The sequence below is a fragment of the Paeniglutamicibacter sp. MACA_103 genome, from assembly GCF_045798555.1.
In the GTDB taxonomy this organism is placed as follows: Bacteria; Actinomycetota; Actinomycetes; order Actinomycetales; family Micrococcaceae; genus Paeniglutamicibacter.
The window spans coordinates 59863-76934 of the sequence record NZ_JBIXLN010000001.1 but is presented as its reverse complement, the minus strand read 5'-3'; the positions used below and the strand labels follow the sequence as shown (position 1 = coordinate 76934).

At 65.6% G+C, this 17072-nt stretch carries 19 protein-coding genes; 9 read left to right on the top strand and 10 right to left on the bottom strand.

Features of this window, described 5'->3' with window-relative positions; genetic code table 11:
* Positions 1-116: 116 nt before the first annotated feature.
* Complete coding sequence (locus ACIPVK_RS00320) at positions 117-521, top strand: DUF5956 family protein (protein WP_407610100.1); 405 nt, start codon at positions 117-119, stop codon at positions 519-521.
* Between the two features lie 44 nt (positions 522-565).
* Here the strand turns inward: ACIPVK_RS00320 and ACIPVK_RS00315 are convergent, their stop codons facing one another.
* Positions 566-2098 carry a hypothetical protein gene (locus tag ACIPVK_RS00315; RefSeq protein ID WP_407609995.1) on the bottom strand — a complete coding sequence of 511 codons (1533 nt, stop codon included), beginning with the start codon at positions 2096-2098 and terminating at the stop codon, positions 566-568.
* A 493-nt stretch (positions 2099-2591) separates the two neighbouring features.
* A complete protein-coding gene (locus ACIPVK_RS00310; protein WP_407610099.1) occupies positions 2592-2957 on the bottom strand; it encodes a ClpX C4-type zinc finger protein in 366 nt (121 codons plus the stop codon).
* Between the two features lie 125 nt (positions 2958-3082).
* Between ACIPVK_RS00310 and ACIPVK_RS00305 the strand changes: the two genes are divergently transcribed.
* Entirely contained in the window at positions 3083-4354 is a 1272-nt protein-coding gene (locus tag ACIPVK_RS00305) for an MFS transporter (RefSeq protein ID WP_407609994.1), read from the top strand.
* A 169-nt stretch (positions 4355-4523) separates the two neighbouring features.
* Here ACIPVK_RS00305 and ACIPVK_RS00300 read toward each other — a convergent pair whose 3' ends face one another.
* Positions 4524-4859 (bottom strand): hypothetical protein, encoded by a 336-nt coding sequence (locus tag ACIPVK_RS00300; RefSeq protein ID WP_407609993.1) that lies wholly within the window; start codon positions 4857-4859, stop codon positions 4524-4526.
* 174 nt (positions 4860-5033) lie between these two features.
* Between ACIPVK_RS00300 and ACIPVK_RS00295 the strand changes: the two genes are divergently transcribed.
* The 4 genes from ACIPVK_RS00295 to ACIPVK_RS00280 all read left to right on the top strand — a co-directional run bounded on the left by ACIPVK_RS00295 (position 5034) and on the right by ACIPVK_RS00280 (position 6687).
* Positions 5034-5270, top strand: coding sequence for a hypothetical protein (locus ACIPVK_RS00295; protein WP_407609992.1), 237 nt, complete (start codon positions 5034-5036; stop codon positions 5268-5270).
* Between the two features lie 302 nt (positions 5271-5572).
* The gene (locus ACIPVK_RS00290; RefSeq protein WP_407609991.1) at positions 5573-6064 is read left to right on the top strand and encodes a tetratricopeptide repeat protein; all 492 of its coding nucleotides are present in this window, start codon (positions 5573-5575) and stop codon (positions 6062-6064) included.
* Between the two features lie 120 nt (positions 6065-6184).
* A complete protein-coding gene (locus ACIPVK_RS00285; protein WP_407609990.1) occupies positions 6185-6433 on the top strand; it encodes a type II toxin-antitoxin system Phd/YefM family antitoxin in 249 nt (82 codons plus the stop codon).
* Complete coding sequence (locus ACIPVK_RS00280; RefSeq protein WP_407609989.1) at positions 6430-6687, top strand: type II toxin-antitoxin system RelE family toxin; 258 nt, start codon at positions 6430-6432, stop codon at positions 6685-6687. The genes ACIPVK_RS00285 and ACIPVK_RS00280 overlap by 4 nt, the downstream gene beginning before the upstream one ends.
* Positions 6688-6776: 89 nt before the next feature.
* On the opposite strand, the gene ACIPVK_RS00275 is transcribed toward ACIPVK_RS00280, so the two are convergent.
* From ACIPVK_RS00275 to ACIPVK_RS00260, 4 genes are all read right to left on the bottom strand, one after another.
* A complete protein-coding gene (locus tag ACIPVK_RS00275; protein WP_407609988.1) occupies positions 6777-7277 on the bottom strand; it encodes a hypothetical protein in 501 nt (166 codons plus the stop codon).
* A gap of 171 nt (positions 7278-7448) precedes the next feature.
* Positions 7449-9155: an ATP-binding cassette domain-containing protein gene (locus tag ACIPVK_RS00270; RefSeq protein WP_407609987.1), complete on the bottom strand. Its 1707-nt coding sequence runs from the start codon at positions 9153-9155 to the stop codon at positions 7449-7451.
* Positions 9143-10873: an ABC transporter ATP-binding protein/permease gene (locus ACIPVK_RS00265; RefSeq protein WP_407609986.1), complete on the bottom strand. Its 1731-nt coding sequence runs from the start codon at positions 10871-10873 to the stop codon at positions 9143-9145. Before ACIPVK_RS00265 ends, ACIPVK_RS00270 begins: the two co-directional genes overlap by 13 nt.
* A gap of 475 nt (positions 10874-11348) precedes the next feature.
* Complete coding sequence (locus ACIPVK_RS00260; protein WP_407609985.1) at positions 11349-11915, bottom strand: helix-turn-helix domain-containing protein; 567 nt, start codon at positions 11913-11915, stop codon at positions 11349-11351.
* Between the two features lie 65 nt (positions 11916-11980).
* Here ACIPVK_RS00260 and ACIPVK_RS00255 point away from each other — a divergent pair, with 65 nt between their 5' ends.
* Positions 11981-12850, top strand: coding sequence for a class I SAM-dependent methyltransferase (locus ACIPVK_RS00255; RefSeq protein ID WP_407609984.1), 870 nt, complete (start codon positions 11981-11983; stop codon positions 12848-12850).
* Between the two features lie 13 nt (positions 12851-12863).
* Here the strand turns inward: ACIPVK_RS00255 and ACIPVK_RS00250 are convergent, their stop codons facing one another.
* Positions 12864-13418 carry an isochorismatase family protein gene (locus ACIPVK_RS00250; RefSeq protein WP_407609983.1) on the bottom strand — a complete coding sequence of 185 codons (555 nt, stop codon included), beginning with the start codon at positions 13416-13418 and terminating at the stop codon, positions 12864-12866.
* Positions 13419-13682: 264 nt separating this feature from the next.
* Entirely contained in the window at positions 13683-14768 is a 1086-nt protein-coding gene (locus ACIPVK_RS00245) for a thermonuclease family protein (protein WP_407609982.1), read from the bottom strand.
* A 239-nt stretch (positions 14769-15007) separates the two neighbouring features.
* Here ACIPVK_RS00245 and ACIPVK_RS00240 point away from each other — a divergent pair, with 239 nt between their 5' ends.
* Together ACIPVK_RS00240 and ACIPVK_RS00235 are read left to right on the top strand one after the other, a co-directional pair.
* Entirely contained in the window at positions 15008-15472 is a 465-nt protein-coding gene (locus ACIPVK_RS00240) for a hypothetical protein (protein WP_407609981.1), read from the top strand.
* A gap of 67 nt (positions 15473-15539) precedes the next feature.
* Complete coding sequence (locus ACIPVK_RS00235; protein ID WP_407609980.1) at positions 15540-15971, top strand: hypothetical protein; 432 nt, start codon at positions 15540-15542, stop codon at positions 15969-15971.
* Here the strand turns inward: ACIPVK_RS00235 and ACIPVK_RS00230 are convergent.
* The gene (locus ACIPVK_RS00230) at positions 15968-17038 is read right to left on the bottom strand and encodes a 2,3-butanediol dehydrogenase (RefSeq protein ID WP_407609979.1); all 1071 of its coding nucleotides are present in this window, start codon (positions 17036-17038) and stop codon (positions 15968-15970) included. The two genes, ACIPVK_RS00235 and ACIPVK_RS00230, sit on opposite strands and share 4 nt — an antisense overlap.
* Positions 17039-17072: the final 34 nt, after the last annotated feature.

Below are 17072 nucleotides of genomic sequence, written 5' to 3'. Positions count from 1 at the left end.
CATGTCGGCGCGACGGTTTGTTGCCTGACAGAGTTGGTCCCCTCCGATTGCGAGGTTGTCCAGGGGAAGTGAGCAGATATGTGGGATAGCTACCTGGCAGTCGCCACCCTGGCTGGATAGAGCTCAGCGAAAACGGTTGGGGTGCCCTCGCCGCCTGGTTCGCCGGTCCGCGGAACGTGATTCGCGAGCCGATGGGCGAGCGTACCGATGTTGTCAGGGTGACGTGTGAAATGGCGGACGGCACTTCCCGCGACCGGACCGAAATCATTACCGAGGCTGACGTCCGGGACATCGAGGACGGCATTGAGTCGTACCTCGTGGGTTCCTGGCTGCCCGCAAGACCGCGCGGCTATCGTTGGTTCATGCGACTGCCTGCCGCCGTCGAGGATGAGCGGGAATTCTGGCGCCGTCTTAATGAAGCGGACCTCCGGATGCCGCACCAGGAACGTGACTTGATCCGTGAGGCTGCCAATCTAGGTGCCGCCATCCGAGGGCTTTTCGAACTGTCCACACACGTTTGAGCTCCTCCCGGATCAGGGCAGGCGTCGGAATGTGATCGCGCGTCCTACTGGTAGGAGACGAACCACGGCTTCGGGTCGATGTCGTAGGTCTGTTCCGGGGTGAATGTCGGAGTGTCCTCGTCGATGAAGTTCTTCCACGCCATCCTGATGCCGTCGGGCAGGTCGCGGCGCAGGTGCTTCCACGTCTCCATCTTCATCCCGGGTGTCCCGTGGCCGTCGGCGTGCAGGACCATCGCGAGCTCGGGGTGCGAGGTGTCCAGCGTGGAGCGGTCGCGGATCATGCTCAGGGAGAATTGGTGCAGGATGACGACCTTCTGCGGCAGGCGGTGCTTGCGCGTGAACTCGGCCAGCCAGGCGTTGGCGCGGTTGAGCTCGGCGGCGTCGACGGAACCGATCTGCACCATGTGCCGCTGGCCGGGCTTGAGCCTCCACTCGGGATCGTAGGCGATGCCGACGTTGGGGTAGGACAGCAGCTTTTCGTAGTGCTTGGCCTGGGTCAGGAAGTCGTTGCGACCCGGCTGCAGGTCAAGCACCACGTATACCCCTTCCCTTTGGGCCGCCTTCACCCACGGCTCGATTTTCTCCACCGGAACGTAGCTGGAGTAGTTCCCGTCCTTGCCGGCGGACGCCGAGGCGACGGTCGCGATGATCTCGAAGGCGGGCTGGACCTTTTCCTTGCTATGCGGCTGGTACTTGGCGGCGTACTTCTTGGCGAGCTTGATCGCCCCGTCGACGTCCTGTTCGCCGAGCAAACCCAGTGAACCGGTCCCCGGCGTTCCGTAGAGCGCGACCATGCGCCGGTCGGGGAACACGATCTGCCCGCCGCCGGGAAGCTGCTTTCCACCCGCGGCGGTTGCCGCCAGCGCCGAGAAATCCTCGGCTTTCCCGAACCCGTTGCCGATGGCGTACAGGTCCGCGTCCGCGTGGCTCTGGAAGAATTCCTGGTTCTGCGCATCCCGCGGGTCGGGCGACTCCATGCTGTGCAGATCGGCCCCTGCTGCTTGGGCCGTGGCCAGTGCGGGACCTACTTCTTCCGCTTCCTTGTCCCCCGAGCGGGCGACTACGGCAAATCCGGACTCCGAGGGGACCGCGGCCGGATCGATGTCCGGCAGGTCGGCATCCGGTGCCGCCCCGTCGACGACATCCAGGTCTCCAGCCAGCGATTCGGGCAGGGATCCGTGGGCAATGAGGGTGCGCGCGCCCAATCGCTCCAGCTCGGTGGCGAAGTCTGTCGGCTGCGAAGCGTCACCGGGTGCCACGAGCAGCGGAACGCCGAGTTCGCGCGCTTGCCCTGCGGCGGCCTCCTGCTCGCCGTCGTTGCCCAGCACGACGACGGCGGGTGCCTTCTCGAAGAACGCCTGGCTCGCTTCCAGTGCCATGTCCTCGGCGTTGCCGTCGATCAGGCCGATGCCGGGCTCCGGGGCGGCCAAGACCACGCTGTTTGGGTTGTCCCGCGATTGGGCACCGAAGGCTCCGGCGTTGTTCCCCGGGTCCGTCGCGGTGCAACCGGCCGCAACCAGAACGAGAGCCAGTCCGGAAGCAGCTGCGGCGAGGCGGCCCCTTGCCCAAGTCGTCATGTCTTTCCTCCGACGTCGACCATCAGCCAGAGGCTTCCACCGGCGTCGTTTGGTCGTTTCTTCATGATTGGATTGCGCCTCGGAACCGTTGGAGCGGGCCTAGCCACGGCAACCGCCAAAAGGGTCGGCCACCATGAACGACCTTAGCAACAACTTGCCGCTCGTATCCGGTCACCCACACCCGCGTCGGAAGTGCGTAAGCAACCTCATACCTCGCTTGGTCGCCACGCCATGGGATGATCGCCGTGTGGCACCGCCCCGCACGCCACACGCCATGTGGAGGACCCCGATGACCTGGATTGAGCCTCCGCGCTCGACCGTGAAGACCGGCCGGTCGGGAACGACATCGATCTCCTCGCCGAAGTACTCCAATGGCTGCTGCCCCGAGGACTCTGACCCGTCAGGTGTTCCCAAACGGCCGGGCGCGGATCGAGGTTGCGGCGTCGCGTTCCGCGAGCCCTGGGGCCTTCGGCTGAGCTGAGCCGGGCAGGCGCTACCGTGTGTCCGTGGTGCTTGGCGCTCCGGTCGATTCATGGAACCGTTCCCATGCCGACTGGCGTGACATTCCCAGGGATTCCCCGATGCTCGCCCAGCTAAGCTTCCGCTTCCTGGCTGCACCGACCCAGTTTCGCAGGTGGTTCTCCACATCGTCACGGGCCTTGGCCACCCGGGGAAGCTGGCGAAGCAGTTCCGCGTCATTAAAGATGTCCCACGGGGCACCGGGAACTGGCTCCACCGCTTGAGCCGACCTCTCGAAAAGCACCAGGGCCGCGTCCGTGCACCTGCGGCAGATCGCCACCGCCGGCGCACCGACCAGCACGCCGGTCTCCTCTCGGGAACGGAGGCAAAAGGAACACATGAACGGCTGATCGGCACTGGCAAGGTCATGGACTCCGCCGATTTCATTTCCCATGGATCCAGTCTAAGCGCCAGCCCTTGAAATGTCAGGCAATGCCTGACATCGTGTAAGGAAACTCCTGACAGATGGACGAATGGAAGAAAATGACCTCGCACGATCCAACCGCAGTTGGCGAGCAAACCCCGCCGGGACTCCCGCGGGCCTTCACTTTTGTTCTGGCGACAAGTGCCGCGGAAGGCTTTGGTGACATGCTTGCGTGTACACTCCTGCCCATCCTCGCGGTCTCTGTCTTGGGCTTGGGCACGGGTTTTGTGGGGCTGCTCAATTCCATCGGGCTGGCGGCATTCCTCCTGCTGGGAATGCCGGTCGGCATGCTCATCGACCGATTGCGGAACCGACGTCGGGGCATGGGCGTGGCCACCGTTGCCCGGTGCCTGGTATTGGCGGGCCTTACCTCTTCCTACTACGCCGGTTGGCTCTCGGGTGCCACCGTCATCGGCGCAACGGTGGTCATTGGACTCGCAGATGTCGCATTCACCACCGCACAAGGAACCGTCATCCCCAGCGTCGTGCAGACCGAACGACTAAAAAGCGCGTATTCCCGCTTGGCCGTCGTCAACCAAACAGCGTCCACCGCGGCCGCGGCGACCGGCAGCCTCGCATTGGGGTTTCTCGGCATGCCGGGCATGATGTGGGCATCGGTTTGTTCCTATGCGGAATCGGCACTCTTGCAACGCGGCATCAAGATCGACTCGTCCCTTGCCACGAGGGGCCCGGCGCGCCGGGGCATAGGGAGATTCCGCGACGGTTTCCAGGCCCTGCACCGAATTCCCGCGCTGTGGGCCCTGACCCTGTCGGCAGCGCTGACGAACGCCGGGGCCATGCTGGGCAACACCGTTCTGCCGGTGTTCCTCCTGCGGGACCTCGGCATCGCACCCGCAGCGTTCGCCGGACTGGGAGTGGTCTCGGCGATAGGTGCCATCATCGGCGCGGCGTTCGCGCCGAGACTGTCGGCGAGGTTCGGGCTGAAGACGCTCCGAAGCGCGGCGGCAATCCTCTCGGTGCCAGCAGTCGCCATGGCCATCGCCTGCCAGCAGCTTCCCGGCCACGAACTCATCTGGCTTTCGGCCCAGTCCTTGGCCTGGAGCTTCCTGGTGTCGATATCCGCCGTGGCCGGAGCGGAAGTCCTGCCCCGGAGCGTTCCATCCGAGGAATTGGCCACCGTCGGATCGGCCCAGCGAACCATTGCCCTGGGCATCATGCCCATCGCTGCGTTACTTGGCGGAGCCGTTGCGGTTCTGACCGGCCCCGTACCGCTGCTTTGCGTGTGGGCACTATTGGCCGGGGCAGCCGCACTCCCGATCGTCCGTGCGCATTCACTCAAAACGTATCGCTAGCAGCGCGTCGAAATGCACGGACGCTTATGAGCAGCACGACGTGACAGCTCAACCGTTTGGCAGGCATCACTCCGAGTCTCAGCGCTTCGTTCACCGCATATTGAGGAGAAGTTTCCCGCTGGAGGGGTTTGAACAGCCGCTCGAGCCCGATTACCGGACAAGCCGGCGGTCACCCGACCGCGGACCCTGTTCCCCACAATGGGTGGATCGCCAGCACAAGCCCGATGAGTCCGAGGGAGACGGCAGTAAGCGCAACTTCCCCACGGGACACCGGCCTCCGGGAAAGCGATCGCAGGCAGAGCAGAACGGCATATCCTCCGCCGACGATCCCGGCCCAGACGACAAGGACCAAGCCCAGCAGCCAGGTGACGACGAATAGGTCTTCCGCGGCATCGCTGAGGAATCCGACTGAATCTCCTACGGCAAATGAAACCGCGGCGCCGCCCGCCAGAGCGAGCGCAGTAATCGGTGCCGCCACCGTCGGGCGCGGCTGAAGTCGATCCATGCGGCAAATGTACTCCCGATAAGGAGGGACTACAACGAGCGCGAGTTGTCTCCCTATCGAGAGTCATTCAGTTGGAGATGAAGGCGCGGCGAAGAATTTTTTCGCAGAAATGGTGATACATATCTATTGATACGCGAAGCATGATGAATTCACCTAGCCAACGAAAGGGGCATAGTGGACCTGATCATGACGTGGGTCGTTTTTGTTGGACTTGCGACAGTTCTTTTCTACTCCAGCAAGAAGGAACAGCCAGCCCACGCTGAAGCTGCCCACCGTGACGGAAAGGTGCTACCTCGCAACCGTGTCGCGCGAATGTTTGCGACCTACACGGCTCTGGACTGGGGTCTGTTTCTTGGTGCTGTGTGCTTCCTCATCGCGGCCATCGTCGGAACCGTCGCCGCATTATTTTGACCTGTCATCCGCACGTAGGCACTTGAACAGAATCCCTGGGTCCGGACGCCTTGAAAGGCCTTGGTATTGATACATACAACAGGCAGGCCGGGTAAATATTCTCTTTCCAGTCACGGAAGGGCTGTGTAGAGAAAGACATTCTTATTCCATGACGGAATCCGCACGGTTCGGGCCGAATAGGCTGATAACGAATACTCCGCTGCAACGGTAGACATCGCGGCCCTGGGGAGCTCCGCTCCGACACAGGCGACCACCTGCGAGCTGTTCGGCCAGCGGATGCTGCCCATGCAAGACTGAGCGGCATGACCTTAGACGACGAGCTCGACCGGATCTTCGCCGCCCGAGACCGGAGCAACATGCAGCCAACCATCGAAGCCCTGCTCCCCTTCCTCGCTTCCCATCCCCAGAATGCCCGTGTCCTCTACGAGGTCGGCGGAGCATACGACACGGCCGGCCAGGAAGAAGCTGCCCGGGAATTCTACGAAAAGGCCCTCGCTGCCGGGCTGGAGGGTGATGAACGCCGTCGTTGCTACGTCCAGTACGGGTCAACCCTCAGAAACCTTGGGCAGTACGAGAAGTCCCGCGAAATCTTCATGACAGCTCGCACTGCTTTCCCGAAGTCACCGGCGCTTGGGGTATTCGAAGCGATCACGCTCCACGCCGCAAGCCAACCAAATGAAGCCATCGCGTCGCTTCTTGACCTGGTGGTGGACTTCATTGACACTCCGGACATCGATAGGTACAAGGCGGCGATCAGCGCAAACGCGGCCCACATCCGCTCGCTGGAATCGTAGGATACAACGGTCAAAACCGGGTTTCCCCGAGGGGCCCACAGTTGAAGTTGCGTGTCACATGACATTCCGAGCAGGCACCACATCATGTACATCTCATAACACCAGATGTACGCTGGGTTTATGTCCACTGTCAGCGTCGCGGACGCACGTAAACACTTTTCAGAGGTCATCGATCGCGCGCAAACCGAGGCGGTATTCATCGAGCGCCGCGGTCAGCGCGCCGCGGTGGTTGTCAGTCCTGAGCACTACGAGCGGATGCTCGAAGCACTCGAAGACGCCGAAGATGTCGCCGCTTTCGACGAGGCGATGGCCGAGGAAGGCCCCAGCATCCCCTGGGCCCAGGTTAAGGCCGATCTGGGTTGGTCATGACCTACCAGGTCGTGCTTCGTCCTGCCGCAGTTCGCGCATTGAAGCGAATTGACCATCAGGATCGCGACCGAATTCGAGGGGCGATCGCGCTCCTTGGGAAGGATCCACGGCCGCCAGGTGCCAAAGCTCTCCAGGGGCGTCCCGGCCTCCGGGTTCGCATCGGGGACTACCGCATCATCTACACCGTCGACGACAACATCTTCGTTGTCGCAGTGATCGCACTCGGTCACCGCCGGACCGTCTACGACCGCTGAGCCTTCCTCGGTCGGGTTCCAGCCCACCCTGACGGCCAGCGCGCACTCCAGCCAGTCATGATTTTGCTACTTGAATAAGTAGCCACTTTCTATTTGCGCGCCTGGACAAGATTGGCGAAGGGCAGCTGGCCGTGGAATTCGCGGAACCGGGCATGGTAATTGGCCAGTGCCGCATTCAACTCTTCCGCAGGCAGCTCCTTCCAGGCTACGAGAAGGTTCCCTGCCTCCGCCAGCTGCCAGTTCAGCCGCCCGTCCCAGTGTCCCGGCGGTTTTCCCTTGCCAAAGTCCACAAATTCCTGGATCTGGCGTCGGAGACCGCGGTTGCCCTTGCTGCCGAGGCCTGCCTTGCCGATGAACAGGACATCCGCGTCCGCGACCCATTCAGTGTCGAGAGCGGCCTGTGTCAGCGAGGGATTCTTCTTCTTGAAAACCCCGGCGGTGCTCTTGGCGAGGAACCGCGGCTCAAACCCCTCGGGCCGCAACACAACGAATATCCCTTGGCGCTGTGGAATTCGGTTGATCTCGAGGGCCTCGATGGGCCGGAATCCGGTGAACCCGTCGTCCTTGAGCGTTTTCTTGTTCAACTGCATCGGATTCCTTGGATCTGGGCGGCGGGATTGTTGCCAGGCATTCTCCCGTGGGCGCGATGATTCGCAACTCCGATGTTACCGGCCCCGACGATGCGCACTTCCATCCATTGGCGGGCAGTGGGAGGTGACTGCGCCGCAATCTGATCACGGCGTCGCGGGAAAGCTGACTCGCTATGCGTTTTGGGACAGCGGGGCGGAATGCAGCCCGGCCAACTCGACCCGGCGATCACAGCGTGCGAGGGTGGACTCGCGGTGCGAGATCGTGATGACGGTGGTTTCGCCGGCCAGTGCTGCAACCGCATCAAGCAAGACCGCTTCGGTGGCAGCGTCCAGGGATGCCGTGGTCTCATCCAGCACCAGCACGCGCGGGGCCAGCAGCAGCGCCCGGGCCAGGGCGATGCGGGCGCGTTCTCCCCCGGACACCCCGGCGCCGGCCTCGCCGATCACGGTGTCAACGCCGTCGGGCCAGCGCCCGGCCTCCAGCGTGAGTCCGGCACGGCCCAGCGCCTCCAGGGCCTGCTCCGCGCTGGCCCCGGGTGCCGCGAGGCGCATGTTCTCCAGCAGAGTCCCGTGAAAGATCGTGGCGTCCTGCTCCACCAGGGTGACCAGTGAGCGGAAATCGTGCAGGTCGATCGATGCCGCATCCACCGCCGCGCCGCTGCGCGGAACCAGCTCAAGGCTTCCGGAATCCGGGGACCAGAGGCGCACCAGCAGCCTGGCGAGGGTGGTCTTTCCGGACCCCGAGCGACCCGAGATGCCAAGGTGCTCCCCCGGCGCGACGGACAGCCAGGTCGGATCCAGAGCCGGGGCGCCGTCCCCGTAGGAGAAGCAGGCGCCGCGAACCTCAAGCCCCAGTGCACCGGACGCGGCAAAGGGAAGCACCGCTGCCGGTTCCGGGCCCTCGGCCGGCATGGAGATTCCCTCCAGCACCCGGGCGGCGCTGGCACGGTGGGGCTGCAGCTGGGTGAGCACCGCGACCGCCTCCATCAGCGGGGAGAGCAGCGTGAGGGTTCCGGCGACCACAGCCGGGATCCACAACCGGTCCAGGCCGGGCTGGTTCCAGGCCGTCAGGAACACCGCGACCAGGATGCCCAGGGAGCACAGCTCGCGCATGCTGGCTGCGGCACTCTCGCGTGCCTTGAGACGACGCTCTGCCCGGGCCACGGTGCGGGTGGCCGCCGCGAGCTGGTGCTGCACCTGCTCTTGCAGCCCGAAGCCGAGGATTTCCCGCGAGCCGGCGAGCAGGTCCACGGCCAGGGCAGACTGGTCGGACTTGGCCCGTTGCACCGCCTCGCCCAGACGTGCGTTGGCGCGCAGCCACGGAAGGGTGAGCAGCACCAGTGCGGCCAGGCCCAGCAGGAATCCTGCGGCCAGCGGCCCGCCGATCCGGTACAGCGCGGCGATTCCACCAAGCAGTAGCACCACGGCGGCGGCCAGCTGGGTCAGGGTGTGGGCATAGAAGAACTCGAGTTTCTCGGTGTCCCCCATGGCGGTGGCTGCAAGCCGCCCGGTGTGTTGCCCGGGCTTGCGCGACGGCACCCCGCGGGAGAACCCGTCGAAGAGCGCCATGCGAAGCGCAGCCAGCACGCGGTAGGCAATCGAGTGCGAGAGGTCCATCTCGTGCCAGGTCAGCACCGCACGCAGCAGCACCGCCGCGCCCCCGGCGATCCACCAGCCCGGGCCCGCCAGCCGGCCCTCTAGAAGGGCGAGGGTCACCACATAGGACCCTGCCACGGCCAGGAAGACCAGCGCCAGGTTGTTCACCAGGCCCACCACCCCGGTCCACACCAGGGCCGTGCGGTGGGCTGACAGGTGGGAGACCAGTCCCCGGAGGGGATCGGCCCGGCGTGTTGCCGGCTCGGTGTTCAGCGGGCGCATGGTGCCTTTCGGGGATGTGTCGGGATTCTCTCGCGCAGGCTGCCCTGGTGCAGCCGCAGCACGGTGTCGGCGGCTTCCAGGGCCTCGGTCCGGTGGGCGATCATCACCACGATGCGACGGGTGGCCTCGGCGCGCAGGGACGCCATGAGCTCGAGCGCCAGCTCCGGGTTCAGCGCCGAGGTGGGCTCGTCGAGCAGCAACACCGGGCGGTCGGCCAGGATGGCGCGGGCGACGGCCAGGCGCTGGAGCTGGCCGCCGGACAGGGAGTGCCCGGCCTCGGAGATCACGGCGTCCAGGCCGCGCGGCCAGGATTCCAGCTCGGAGCCCAGCCCCGCCCGGGACAGCGCGGCGAGCATGTCCGCCTCGGCGGCCCCGGGCCGCACGGCCGCAAGGTTCTCCCGGATGGTTCCCGGGAACAGGTAACTGTGCTGGGAAACCACGCTCACGTCCTGCGGCCGCAGCGGCCGCCCATCCAGCAGGCATTGGCCCGTCGCGGGCAGGAAGCCGAGCATGATGTCGAAGAGCGTGCTTTTCCCGGTGCCCGAGGGCCCGGCCAATGCCGTGATCCCACCGCGGCGGATCCTGGCCGTGGCGCCGTCAAGCACCCACGGGGATTCGGATCCGTAGCGGAAGGAAACATTCTCCAGCGCCAGCGTGTGTCCTCCGGATTGCGGCTCCTCGGTGGGGTCGGCGGGCGCAGGCACGGAGCGGACCGGAAAGTCCGGGGCGTCCAGGGCTTCGGCGTCGATCGCGGCATCGATGCTACCCAACGCGGAGATGCCCAGGTAGCCGGCATGCCATTGGCGGGCCAGGTCGCGGACCGGCCTAAAGACCTCCGAGGCCAGGATGAGAGTAAAAAAGGTCAGTGCGGGTGAGGCGCCGAGCCCGGCGGGCAACAGACCGAGTACATCCAGTGCGGTCAGCGCCGCGGCCGCGAGCAGGCCGGCTTGGATCCCGAAGTCCACCAGGGCCGTGTCTGCCAGCGAGACACGCATGGTGGCCACGGTGGCGCAGTGCAGCGCGTCGGAGCGCTTCTGCAGCCGGGCCCGGAAGCGCGGAACGGCGTCAAGGATCTTCAGCGTGCGCATGCCCTGCAGTGCCTCGAGGAAGTCTGCGCTCAGGGCCTCGTAGGAGTCCCAGTGCGTGGCGCCGCGCCGGGCCAGGAGCCTGCCCCACAGGCGCGGGGCGCCCACCGCCACCACGACGGCGGCCAGCAGCGCGGCGGCGAGCATCGGGTTCAGCAGCGCCACCCCTGCCAGCAGGATCGGGCAGAGCACCTGCAACTGCAGGGCATACGGGATGTAGGCAGTGACGTAGGGTTCCACGCCGTCCGTGCCCTCGCTCAGGGCAAGTCGCCGGGCGCCGCCGCGTTCTGAATTGTCACGCAGTCGCTCCGGTCGCAGCAGTGCCGCGGCCAGGGATTGGCGCAATTCCAGGCGAACCGCGGTCCCCAGGGCGCTGGCCAGCCTGGCCTGCAACTGCTGCAGTCCCGCCCGTAGCAGCCCGCAGCCGAGCACGGCAGCCAGGCTTCCGGCCACCTGTTCCGCTGAGTGGGTCTGGCCGGGCAGTAGCCCTGCCAGGGCACGGGCCAGGAACCAGGCCTGCACCCAGTAGCTGGCGGTGCACAGGCACACGGCCAGCGTGAGTATGTTCAGCATCCGGCTGTGGCCGCGGGTCAAGGCCAGCAGGCGCCTATCTATGAGCAAGAAAATCCACATTCATTCGCGCAGCCCCTTCATGGACAAACCTGAACAGAAACAACAGGATCCTACACTTAATAAGAATCGTTCTCATTCTTGGTTGCGGCGACGCGACGTATTGCGAGCAGCCATTTCGAACCAACCGCCCCGGCGGAAAGTGTCTTCAAGCAGGGAGACGCTGGAGCCACGGCAAGAACGGTAGGCGACCGGCCGATGCATACTGATCAGTTACGGTGTTCAAGTTCGGAGGAACGGCCCCAACCAAGCCCTGGTCAAAAACGGTGATGCCGCCTCCATCAACCTGAGATTCGCCGAAGCGGGACCGGCAACCAGGCCGCGGGCCGTCCCCGGCGAGCCTTGCACGTGCAAGGCCGACGACACCATTGCCACCTTCACCCACCAACTGAAGCAACCGGAACCACCGAACCCCACCACGACAATTGCATCGAGTTGACGCACCTCGCCCAGGTTGGTCGACGAGGAATTTGCGGCTCTAATCCACGGTGGATTGGCCATGCAGGTGCGCCCGCTCGCCGCCACGGTCGAAGATGGTCAGGATCTCCACCGGCCCCTCGTGGGCGCCGATGCGGTGCGGGACCATGGTGGAGAATTCCGCGGCCTGGCCCTCGGTCACGAGGATAGTGCGCTCCCCCAGCACCAGGGACACGGTGCCGGACAGGACGGTGAACCATTCGCGGCCCGGATGCACGCTCAACTCCACATCCGCCATCGATCGCTCCGGGGTGATGCGCATCTTGGCCACGGTGGTGCCGTCGTGCGAATGTTCGCGTGAGAGCAGCCAGGTCGTGATTCCGGGCTGGTGTTCGGGCTCCGGCCGGATGACGACGTCCTCGTCCTCGGTCGGCTCGACCAGTTGGTCAAGCGTTGTGCCCAGGGCCTTGGCCAAGGGAACCAACTGGTCCAGGGCGATCCGCCGGTGGCCGGTCTCAATGCGGCTCAGGGTCGAGGGACTGAGGTAGCAGCGCGCCGCCAGGGCATCGAGCGACCAGCCCTTGGCCAGCCTCAGCCCCTTGATGCGCCGGCGGATCACGGTGTCCATGGAAAGATCTTGCGTCATACGCAAGAGTGTATGCCAATGACGCAGGCTGTGGTTAGGCTGGATCCATGACGACACAGCACCCGCACGCCGACGGACACGGACACCACCACCCGGGCCAGGAACACGGCCACGGCCACGACGACGAGTCGGGCATGGCCGAGGTCCTGGACCTCGACGCCCTGCTCTTGCGCGAGCACCTCCAGGAGATCTTTGACTGGACGGCCGCCCAAGCCGGAAACCCGCGCACCATTGTCGACCTGGGCGCGGGGACCGGCACCGGCACGCTCGGCATGGCGCGCACCTTCCCCCAGGCAGCAGTTGTCGCGGTGGACCAATCCGAATTCATGCTCGGGCGCCTGGCCGCCAACGTGGGCGACCACCACCTTGAAAGCCGCGTGACCACGCTGCAGGCAGACCTTGACGCGCAGTGGCCCGAACTGGCCGACATCGACCTGGTGTGGGCAGCCTCCTCGATGCACCACCTGAAGGACCCCGCCCGCGCCTTTGGCGAGATCCGCCGAAGCCTTTCGACGGACGGAATGCTGGTGGTCGTGGAAATGGATGCGCTTCCGCGCTATCTCCCGGCGGATCTGGGATTCGGCACACCGGGCCTGGAGGAACGGTGCCACCAATTGCTCGACGAGGCCGGCTGGAACGCGCACCCCGACTGGAGCTCGGAGCTGGAAGCCGCGGGCTTCGCCACCGCCGCCCGGCAGAAGTTCCACTACGCTCCGGAGGCCGACGGGGAACTGCTGGTGCGCATCGCCAGCACGTTCCTTTCGCGCATGCGCAGCGGCCTGGCCGGCCAGCTCTCCGCCGACGACCTGGCCACCCTCGACCAGTTGCTGGACCTCGAGGGCCCGCACGGGCTGGCGGGGCGCAACGACCTGTCCATGCGCGGCAGCCGGACGGCGTGGGCGGTGCGCCCGCGTTGAGCCGGAACCCGGGCTAGGCCCGGAAGTCGACGTCCTGCGTGGCGGAGACCGCGGCGGTGCGCTCGGGTGCCCCCTGGAATTGCCAGTAGAGGTTGATGTGCGCGATGGCGACCTCCGGCGGCGGGGCGCCCCACTGGGTCATGTCGCTGGTGGTGTGCGCGTCGGAAACCAGCGTCACGTCATAGCCGCGGGTGAACGCGCCGTGGACGGTCGAGCGGATGCAGGCGTCCGACTCGGCACCGGAGACGACCAACCGACCGACGCCGGCGGCCGCGAGCACCTCCTCCAGGTTGGTGGCCTCGAAGGAGTCCCCGTAGATCTTGTGGATCACCGGCTCGCCGGCAGCGGGTGAGAGCTCGGGGACGATTTCCCACGCGGGGCTGCCCTGTTCCATTTCCTCGTCCGAGTGCTGCACCCACACCACGGGCGTCCCGGACTCGCGGGCGCGCGACACGAGGGCATTGATGTTCCCGAGGGTTTCCTCGCGCAGATAGGCGTTGGCCACGACCTCGCGCTGGGCGTCGATCACGATCAGGGCGGTGCGGGTTCGATCGGAAAATATGCTCATGAGGTTTCCTTCGTGGACGTAACGGGGTTTTCCACGACCCAACCTACGCTTCGGCATCGACTATTGGGAGTCGCACGGGCGAAAAACCGTACAACATCGGCCAAAGAATAGCCGCTATGTTGCCGGGCATAACTTTCCCCAGCTGCTGCCCCGGATCCCGCAACGCTGTCCCGTCGAAACAGGACTGCCCGCGGTCCACTGCACGACATACCCTGAGGTAGGAGGCGGCGTGGACTGCGGGCAGTCACGTGGCTTGGCGGCTGGTCAGCACGGCTTCCAGGTCTTGCCACCGGGCGCGTAGCAGCGCGGTCCGGTGTAGCCGGGATACGGATTGCTGCTGACCCTGGGCTTAGACCTTTGGACCGGTGCCCGGTAGGTCTGCTTCGGTACCGACTGGCTGCGGCGTTCGGCTGCCTTCCTGCTCGCTTCCGCCTCCCGCTTTGCAGCTGCCTGCCGGGCGGCCGCGGCGTTGGCCTTGCGCGTTGCCTCGGCCTTCGCCTTGGCCTTTGCTTCTGCGGCTGCCTTGGCGATGGCCTTTTCCTTGGCGTCCGCTTCCTTCTTTGCACGAGCCAACGCGGTTTGCTTGTTGGCCAGCTTCTTCTCTATCGCATTGGCCCGCTCCATGGCCGCCGAGAGCTTGGGCGCATAGGTGGCCTTGCGCGCGGACCAAACCGCCGCGTCAGCGACGTCGCCGGCGCTGTCGAGCCCCCTGAGCGCGGCACTCTTTGCCTTGCCGGCCACGATCGCGGCTCCCACCACTGCCAGCGCCGAACCAACTGCCTCGGCATTGCCCGGCACGGTGTCCTTCACCGCCTCAAGCCCGGCAATAGCGGCCGTTGCCCTGGCCGGAACCGTGCAGCCGATCGACGCACTGTAGAGACCCTCGCTGGCGCCCTGGGCCTGTTGCTCGGCGGCAAGCACCTCGGGGTAGAACCGCTCGTTGGGTTGGAACAGCACCGCGACCCCGAGACCGGCGGCAGCGATGTCGGCATTGACGAGGCTTCCGTCCTTGTAGACACCGGCCAGCGTTCGGCCATACGGGTCCAGGCGCTGGACGTCATATGCCAGTTCGATGCGGTCCCCGGGAGCCAAGAGCGACTTGGTGTATTCGGTCGCTTCCACGCCGAGACATTGGACGGGCTCGTTCGGGTCCTTGGTCTCGGGTGTATCGACGTTGAGCAGACGGATGGTGGTTTCGGCGCCGGACAGGTCGGCCACGATGGTGTCGCCGTCAATCACCCTGACGACGGTGGCTCCGTTGCGGTCCGCCTCCGCCTGTGGCACCGGTGTCTGCGTGCAGGCAGTCGCGACAAAACAGAGCGTTGCGGCTCCCGCCACGATCTTTGCCATGCGGCCTGTAGCCAGCGCGGCCCAATTGGTTCCCCCGGACAATATGACTCCCCATGTTTAACTTGAAGATGCGAGTAAGCAAATTTCACCATAGCCCCGGGCAGACCGTGGGGCCAACATGGGGCCAACACGGGCAGTTTGTGACAACCGCCGGCCGAGCGCTCCACGGGTGCATTTGGGTTTGCGAAGCCGGGCAAGTTCAAACCAGTGCACTGAAACGGTTTCGCTAGGCTGGTCACATGGCTGAACCCACGGAAACCAACACCGCACTCCTTCGTTCCCCTCTTGGCAATGCACTGGTGGCCGGCGCGGCCGGCGGCCTCCTGACGCTGGTGGACCCAGCCAAGCTCCGTCCATCGGTCAGGGGCTCACTCTATGTGGGCACCGCCGCCACTGCGGGGCTTCTTGGCTGGTTCGGAACGGCCCCCGGCGACGCGGCCAGGCCCGGAAAGCCGTTCCGTGCCGCGGTTGCGGTGGGCTTGGGCACCCTGAGCGCCGCCGGGACAAAACTCGGCTTCGTCATCGACGGGAAGATCCACCAAGCGCTCTTGCGGCAAGGCGTGGAGAATCCACGCCCGCTCATGGCCATCGGAGCGGCGGTCATCACCGCCGCAATGGCCTTGGCGGAGCCGCCGCGTGAGCGTGACGTGCCCCCGGCACCTGAAGATCCGGACGTCGAGACACCGGAACGGCCACGGCCGTAGGCGGCAGGATTCACTCCCCCGCTTCGGTGCGCCGCCAGCCGGGCCCGCCCCGGTCTACCATGGGCGCATGAAACGATTCGTGATCGACCCTGCGGCGCTGTTGCATCTTGCCAACAACGGCTACCGACCGGATCCGGGCCATCAACTGGTGGCCCCGAACTCGATTCGTTCCGCCGCCCTTGACCTCCTGCTGCAGGGCGTGCGTGACGGCGAGATCACCGAACCCCAGGCACTGGAGCTCCACGAGCTCATCACGGCACTGAAGATCCGGCTGCTCGGGGACCGCGTCTCCCGGGGCACCGCCTGGAAGATCGCCCGTGAACAAAACGGGGACAGCATCCGGCACGCGGAATACCTGGCCCTCACGTTGTTGCAGGCAGATGCGCTCGTGGCCCTCGATCCGGGGTTGGTGGCGTTTGCCGAGGGAGTCGTGCCGCTTGCCCCTGTCACCGAACTGTTCCCGGAGACAGGGCAAGGCAGCAACCCGCAGCCGAGTTAGAGCCCCTTGCCGCTGGGCGAGACGATGATCTTCACCGCCGTCTCGTTGTGGTTGATCAGCGTGTCGAATCCCTTGTCTATCAGGTCCTCCAGGGCGATGCGCCCGGTGATGAAGGGCTTGAGGTCGATCTTTCCGCTGCCGACCAGTTCGATGACCTCGGCGTGGTCGCGCACGTAGGCGATGGTGCCGCGCACATCGATCTCCTTGAGCACGATCTTCTGCATGTCCACGGTGGCCGGGCGGCCCCAGATGGAGACGTTGACCAGCACACCGGTGGGCTTGAGCGCATCGAGCAGGGTGTCGAGCACCGCGTTGACCCCGGCGCATTCGAAGGCGACATCCGCCCCGATGCCGCCGGTGATCTCCAGGACCCTGGCCTTGACGTCCTCGGCGCTGGGATCGAGCACGTGGTCGGCAACTCCGCTTTCGCGCGCCTTGTCCTTGCGCGCCGCCGAGAGCTCGCTGACGATCGTGGTCACGCCCATGCCCTTGAGCACCGCGGCGGTAAGCAGGCCGATGGGACCGGCGCCGCCCACCAGGGCGGTCTGCCCTTGCAACACGCCGCTGCGCACCACCGCGTGGTGTCCCACCGACAGGGGCTCGATCAGCGCCGCCTCGTCCAGCGGGATGTTCCCGATCGGATGTACCCAGCGCGCGTCGACGACGATCTTCTCGCCCAGTCCCCCGCCTCCGCCGGCCAGCCCGATGAACCCCATCTTGACGCACAGGTGGTAGTTCCCGGCCTGGCAGGAGGCGCACTGGCCGCAGACGAAGTAGGGCTCCACGACGACGTTCTGCCCGACGCCCAGGTCCATGACCCCCTCGCCCAGCGCGGTGATGGTGCCGGAGAATTCGTGGCCCAGGGTCACCGGCGCTTCCTCGTGGGACAGCGGGTGCGGATGCCCCGGTGCCGGGATGAAGATCGGGCCCTCGAGGTACTCGTGCAGGTCGGTTCCGCAGATGCCGCACCAGGCGACGTCGATGGCCACGGCCCCGGGACGCAATTCGGGTTCGGGGACCTCCTCGATGCGGATGTCCTTTTGTGCGTAAAAACGTGCAGCCTTCACGGCATGTCCCTTCTCGAAAGTCCGGACGCCGGGG

Excerpts from the sequence above, each read along its gene's own strand:
- ACIPVK_RS00315 (WP_407609995.1), bottom strand. The coding sequence starts at position 2,098 with ATGACGACTTGGGCAAGGGGCCGCCTCGCCGCAGCTGCTTCCGGACTG.
- ACIPVK_RS00310 (WP_407610099.1), bottom strand. The coding sequence starts at position 2,957 with ATGTGTTCCTTTTGCCTCCGTTCCCGAGAGGAGACCGGCGTGCTGGTC.
- ACIPVK_RS00305 (WP_407609994.1), top strand. The coding sequence starts at position 3,083 with ATGGACGAATGGAAGAAAATGACCTCGCACGATCCAACCGCAGTTGGC.
- ACIPVK_RS00300 (WP_407609993.1), bottom strand. The coding sequence starts at position 4,859 with ATGGATCGACTTCAGCCGCGCCCGACGGTGGCGGCACCGATTACTGCG.
- ACIPVK_RS00290 (WP_407609991.1), top strand. The coding sequence starts at position 5,573 with ATGACCTTAGACGACGAGCTCGACCGGATCTTCGCCGCCCGAGACCGG.
- ACIPVK_RS00285 (WP_407609990.1), top strand. The coding sequence starts at position 6,185 with ATGTCCACTGTCAGCGTCGCGGACGCACGTAAACACTTTTCAGAGGTC.
- ACIPVK_RS00280 (WP_407609989.1), top strand. The coding sequence starts at position 6,430 with ATGACCTACCAGGTCGTGCTTCGTCCTGCCGCAGTTCGCGCATTGAAG.
- ACIPVK_RS00275 (WP_407609988.1), bottom strand. The coding sequence starts at position 7,277 with ATGCAGTTGAACAAGAAAACGCTCAAGGACGACGGGTTCACCGGATTC.
- ACIPVK_RS00270 (WP_407609987.1), bottom strand. The coding sequence starts at position 9,155 with ATGCGCCCGCTGAACACCGAGCCGGCAACACGCCGGGCCGATCCCCTC.
- ACIPVK_RS00265 (WP_407609986.1), bottom strand. The coding sequence starts at position 10,873 with ATGTGGATTTTCTTGCTCATAGATAGGCGCCTGCTGGCCTTGACCCGC.
- ACIPVK_RS00260 (WP_407609985.1), bottom strand. The coding sequence starts at position 11,915 with ATGGACACCGTGATCCGCCGGCGCATCAAGGGGCTGAGGCTGGCCAAG.
- ACIPVK_RS00255 (WP_407609984.1), top strand. The coding sequence starts at position 11,981 with ATGACGACACAGCACCCGCACGCCGACGGACACGGACACCACCACCCG.
- ACIPVK_RS00250 (WP_407609983.1), bottom strand. The coding sequence starts at position 13,418 with ATGAGCATATTTTCCGATCGAACCCGCACCGCCCTGATCGTGATCGAC.
- ACIPVK_RS00245 (WP_407609982.1), bottom strand. The coding sequence starts at position 14,768 with ATGGCAAAGATCGTGGCGGGAGCCGCAACGCTCTGTTTTGTCGCGACT.
- ACIPVK_RS00240 (WP_407609981.1), top strand. The coding sequence starts at position 15,008 with ATGGCTGAACCCACGGAAACCAACACCGCACTCCTTCGTTCCCCTCTT.
- ACIPVK_RS00235 (WP_407609980.1), top strand. The coding sequence starts at position 15,540 with ATGAAACGATTCGTGATCGACCCTGCGGCGCTGTTGCATCTTGCCAAC.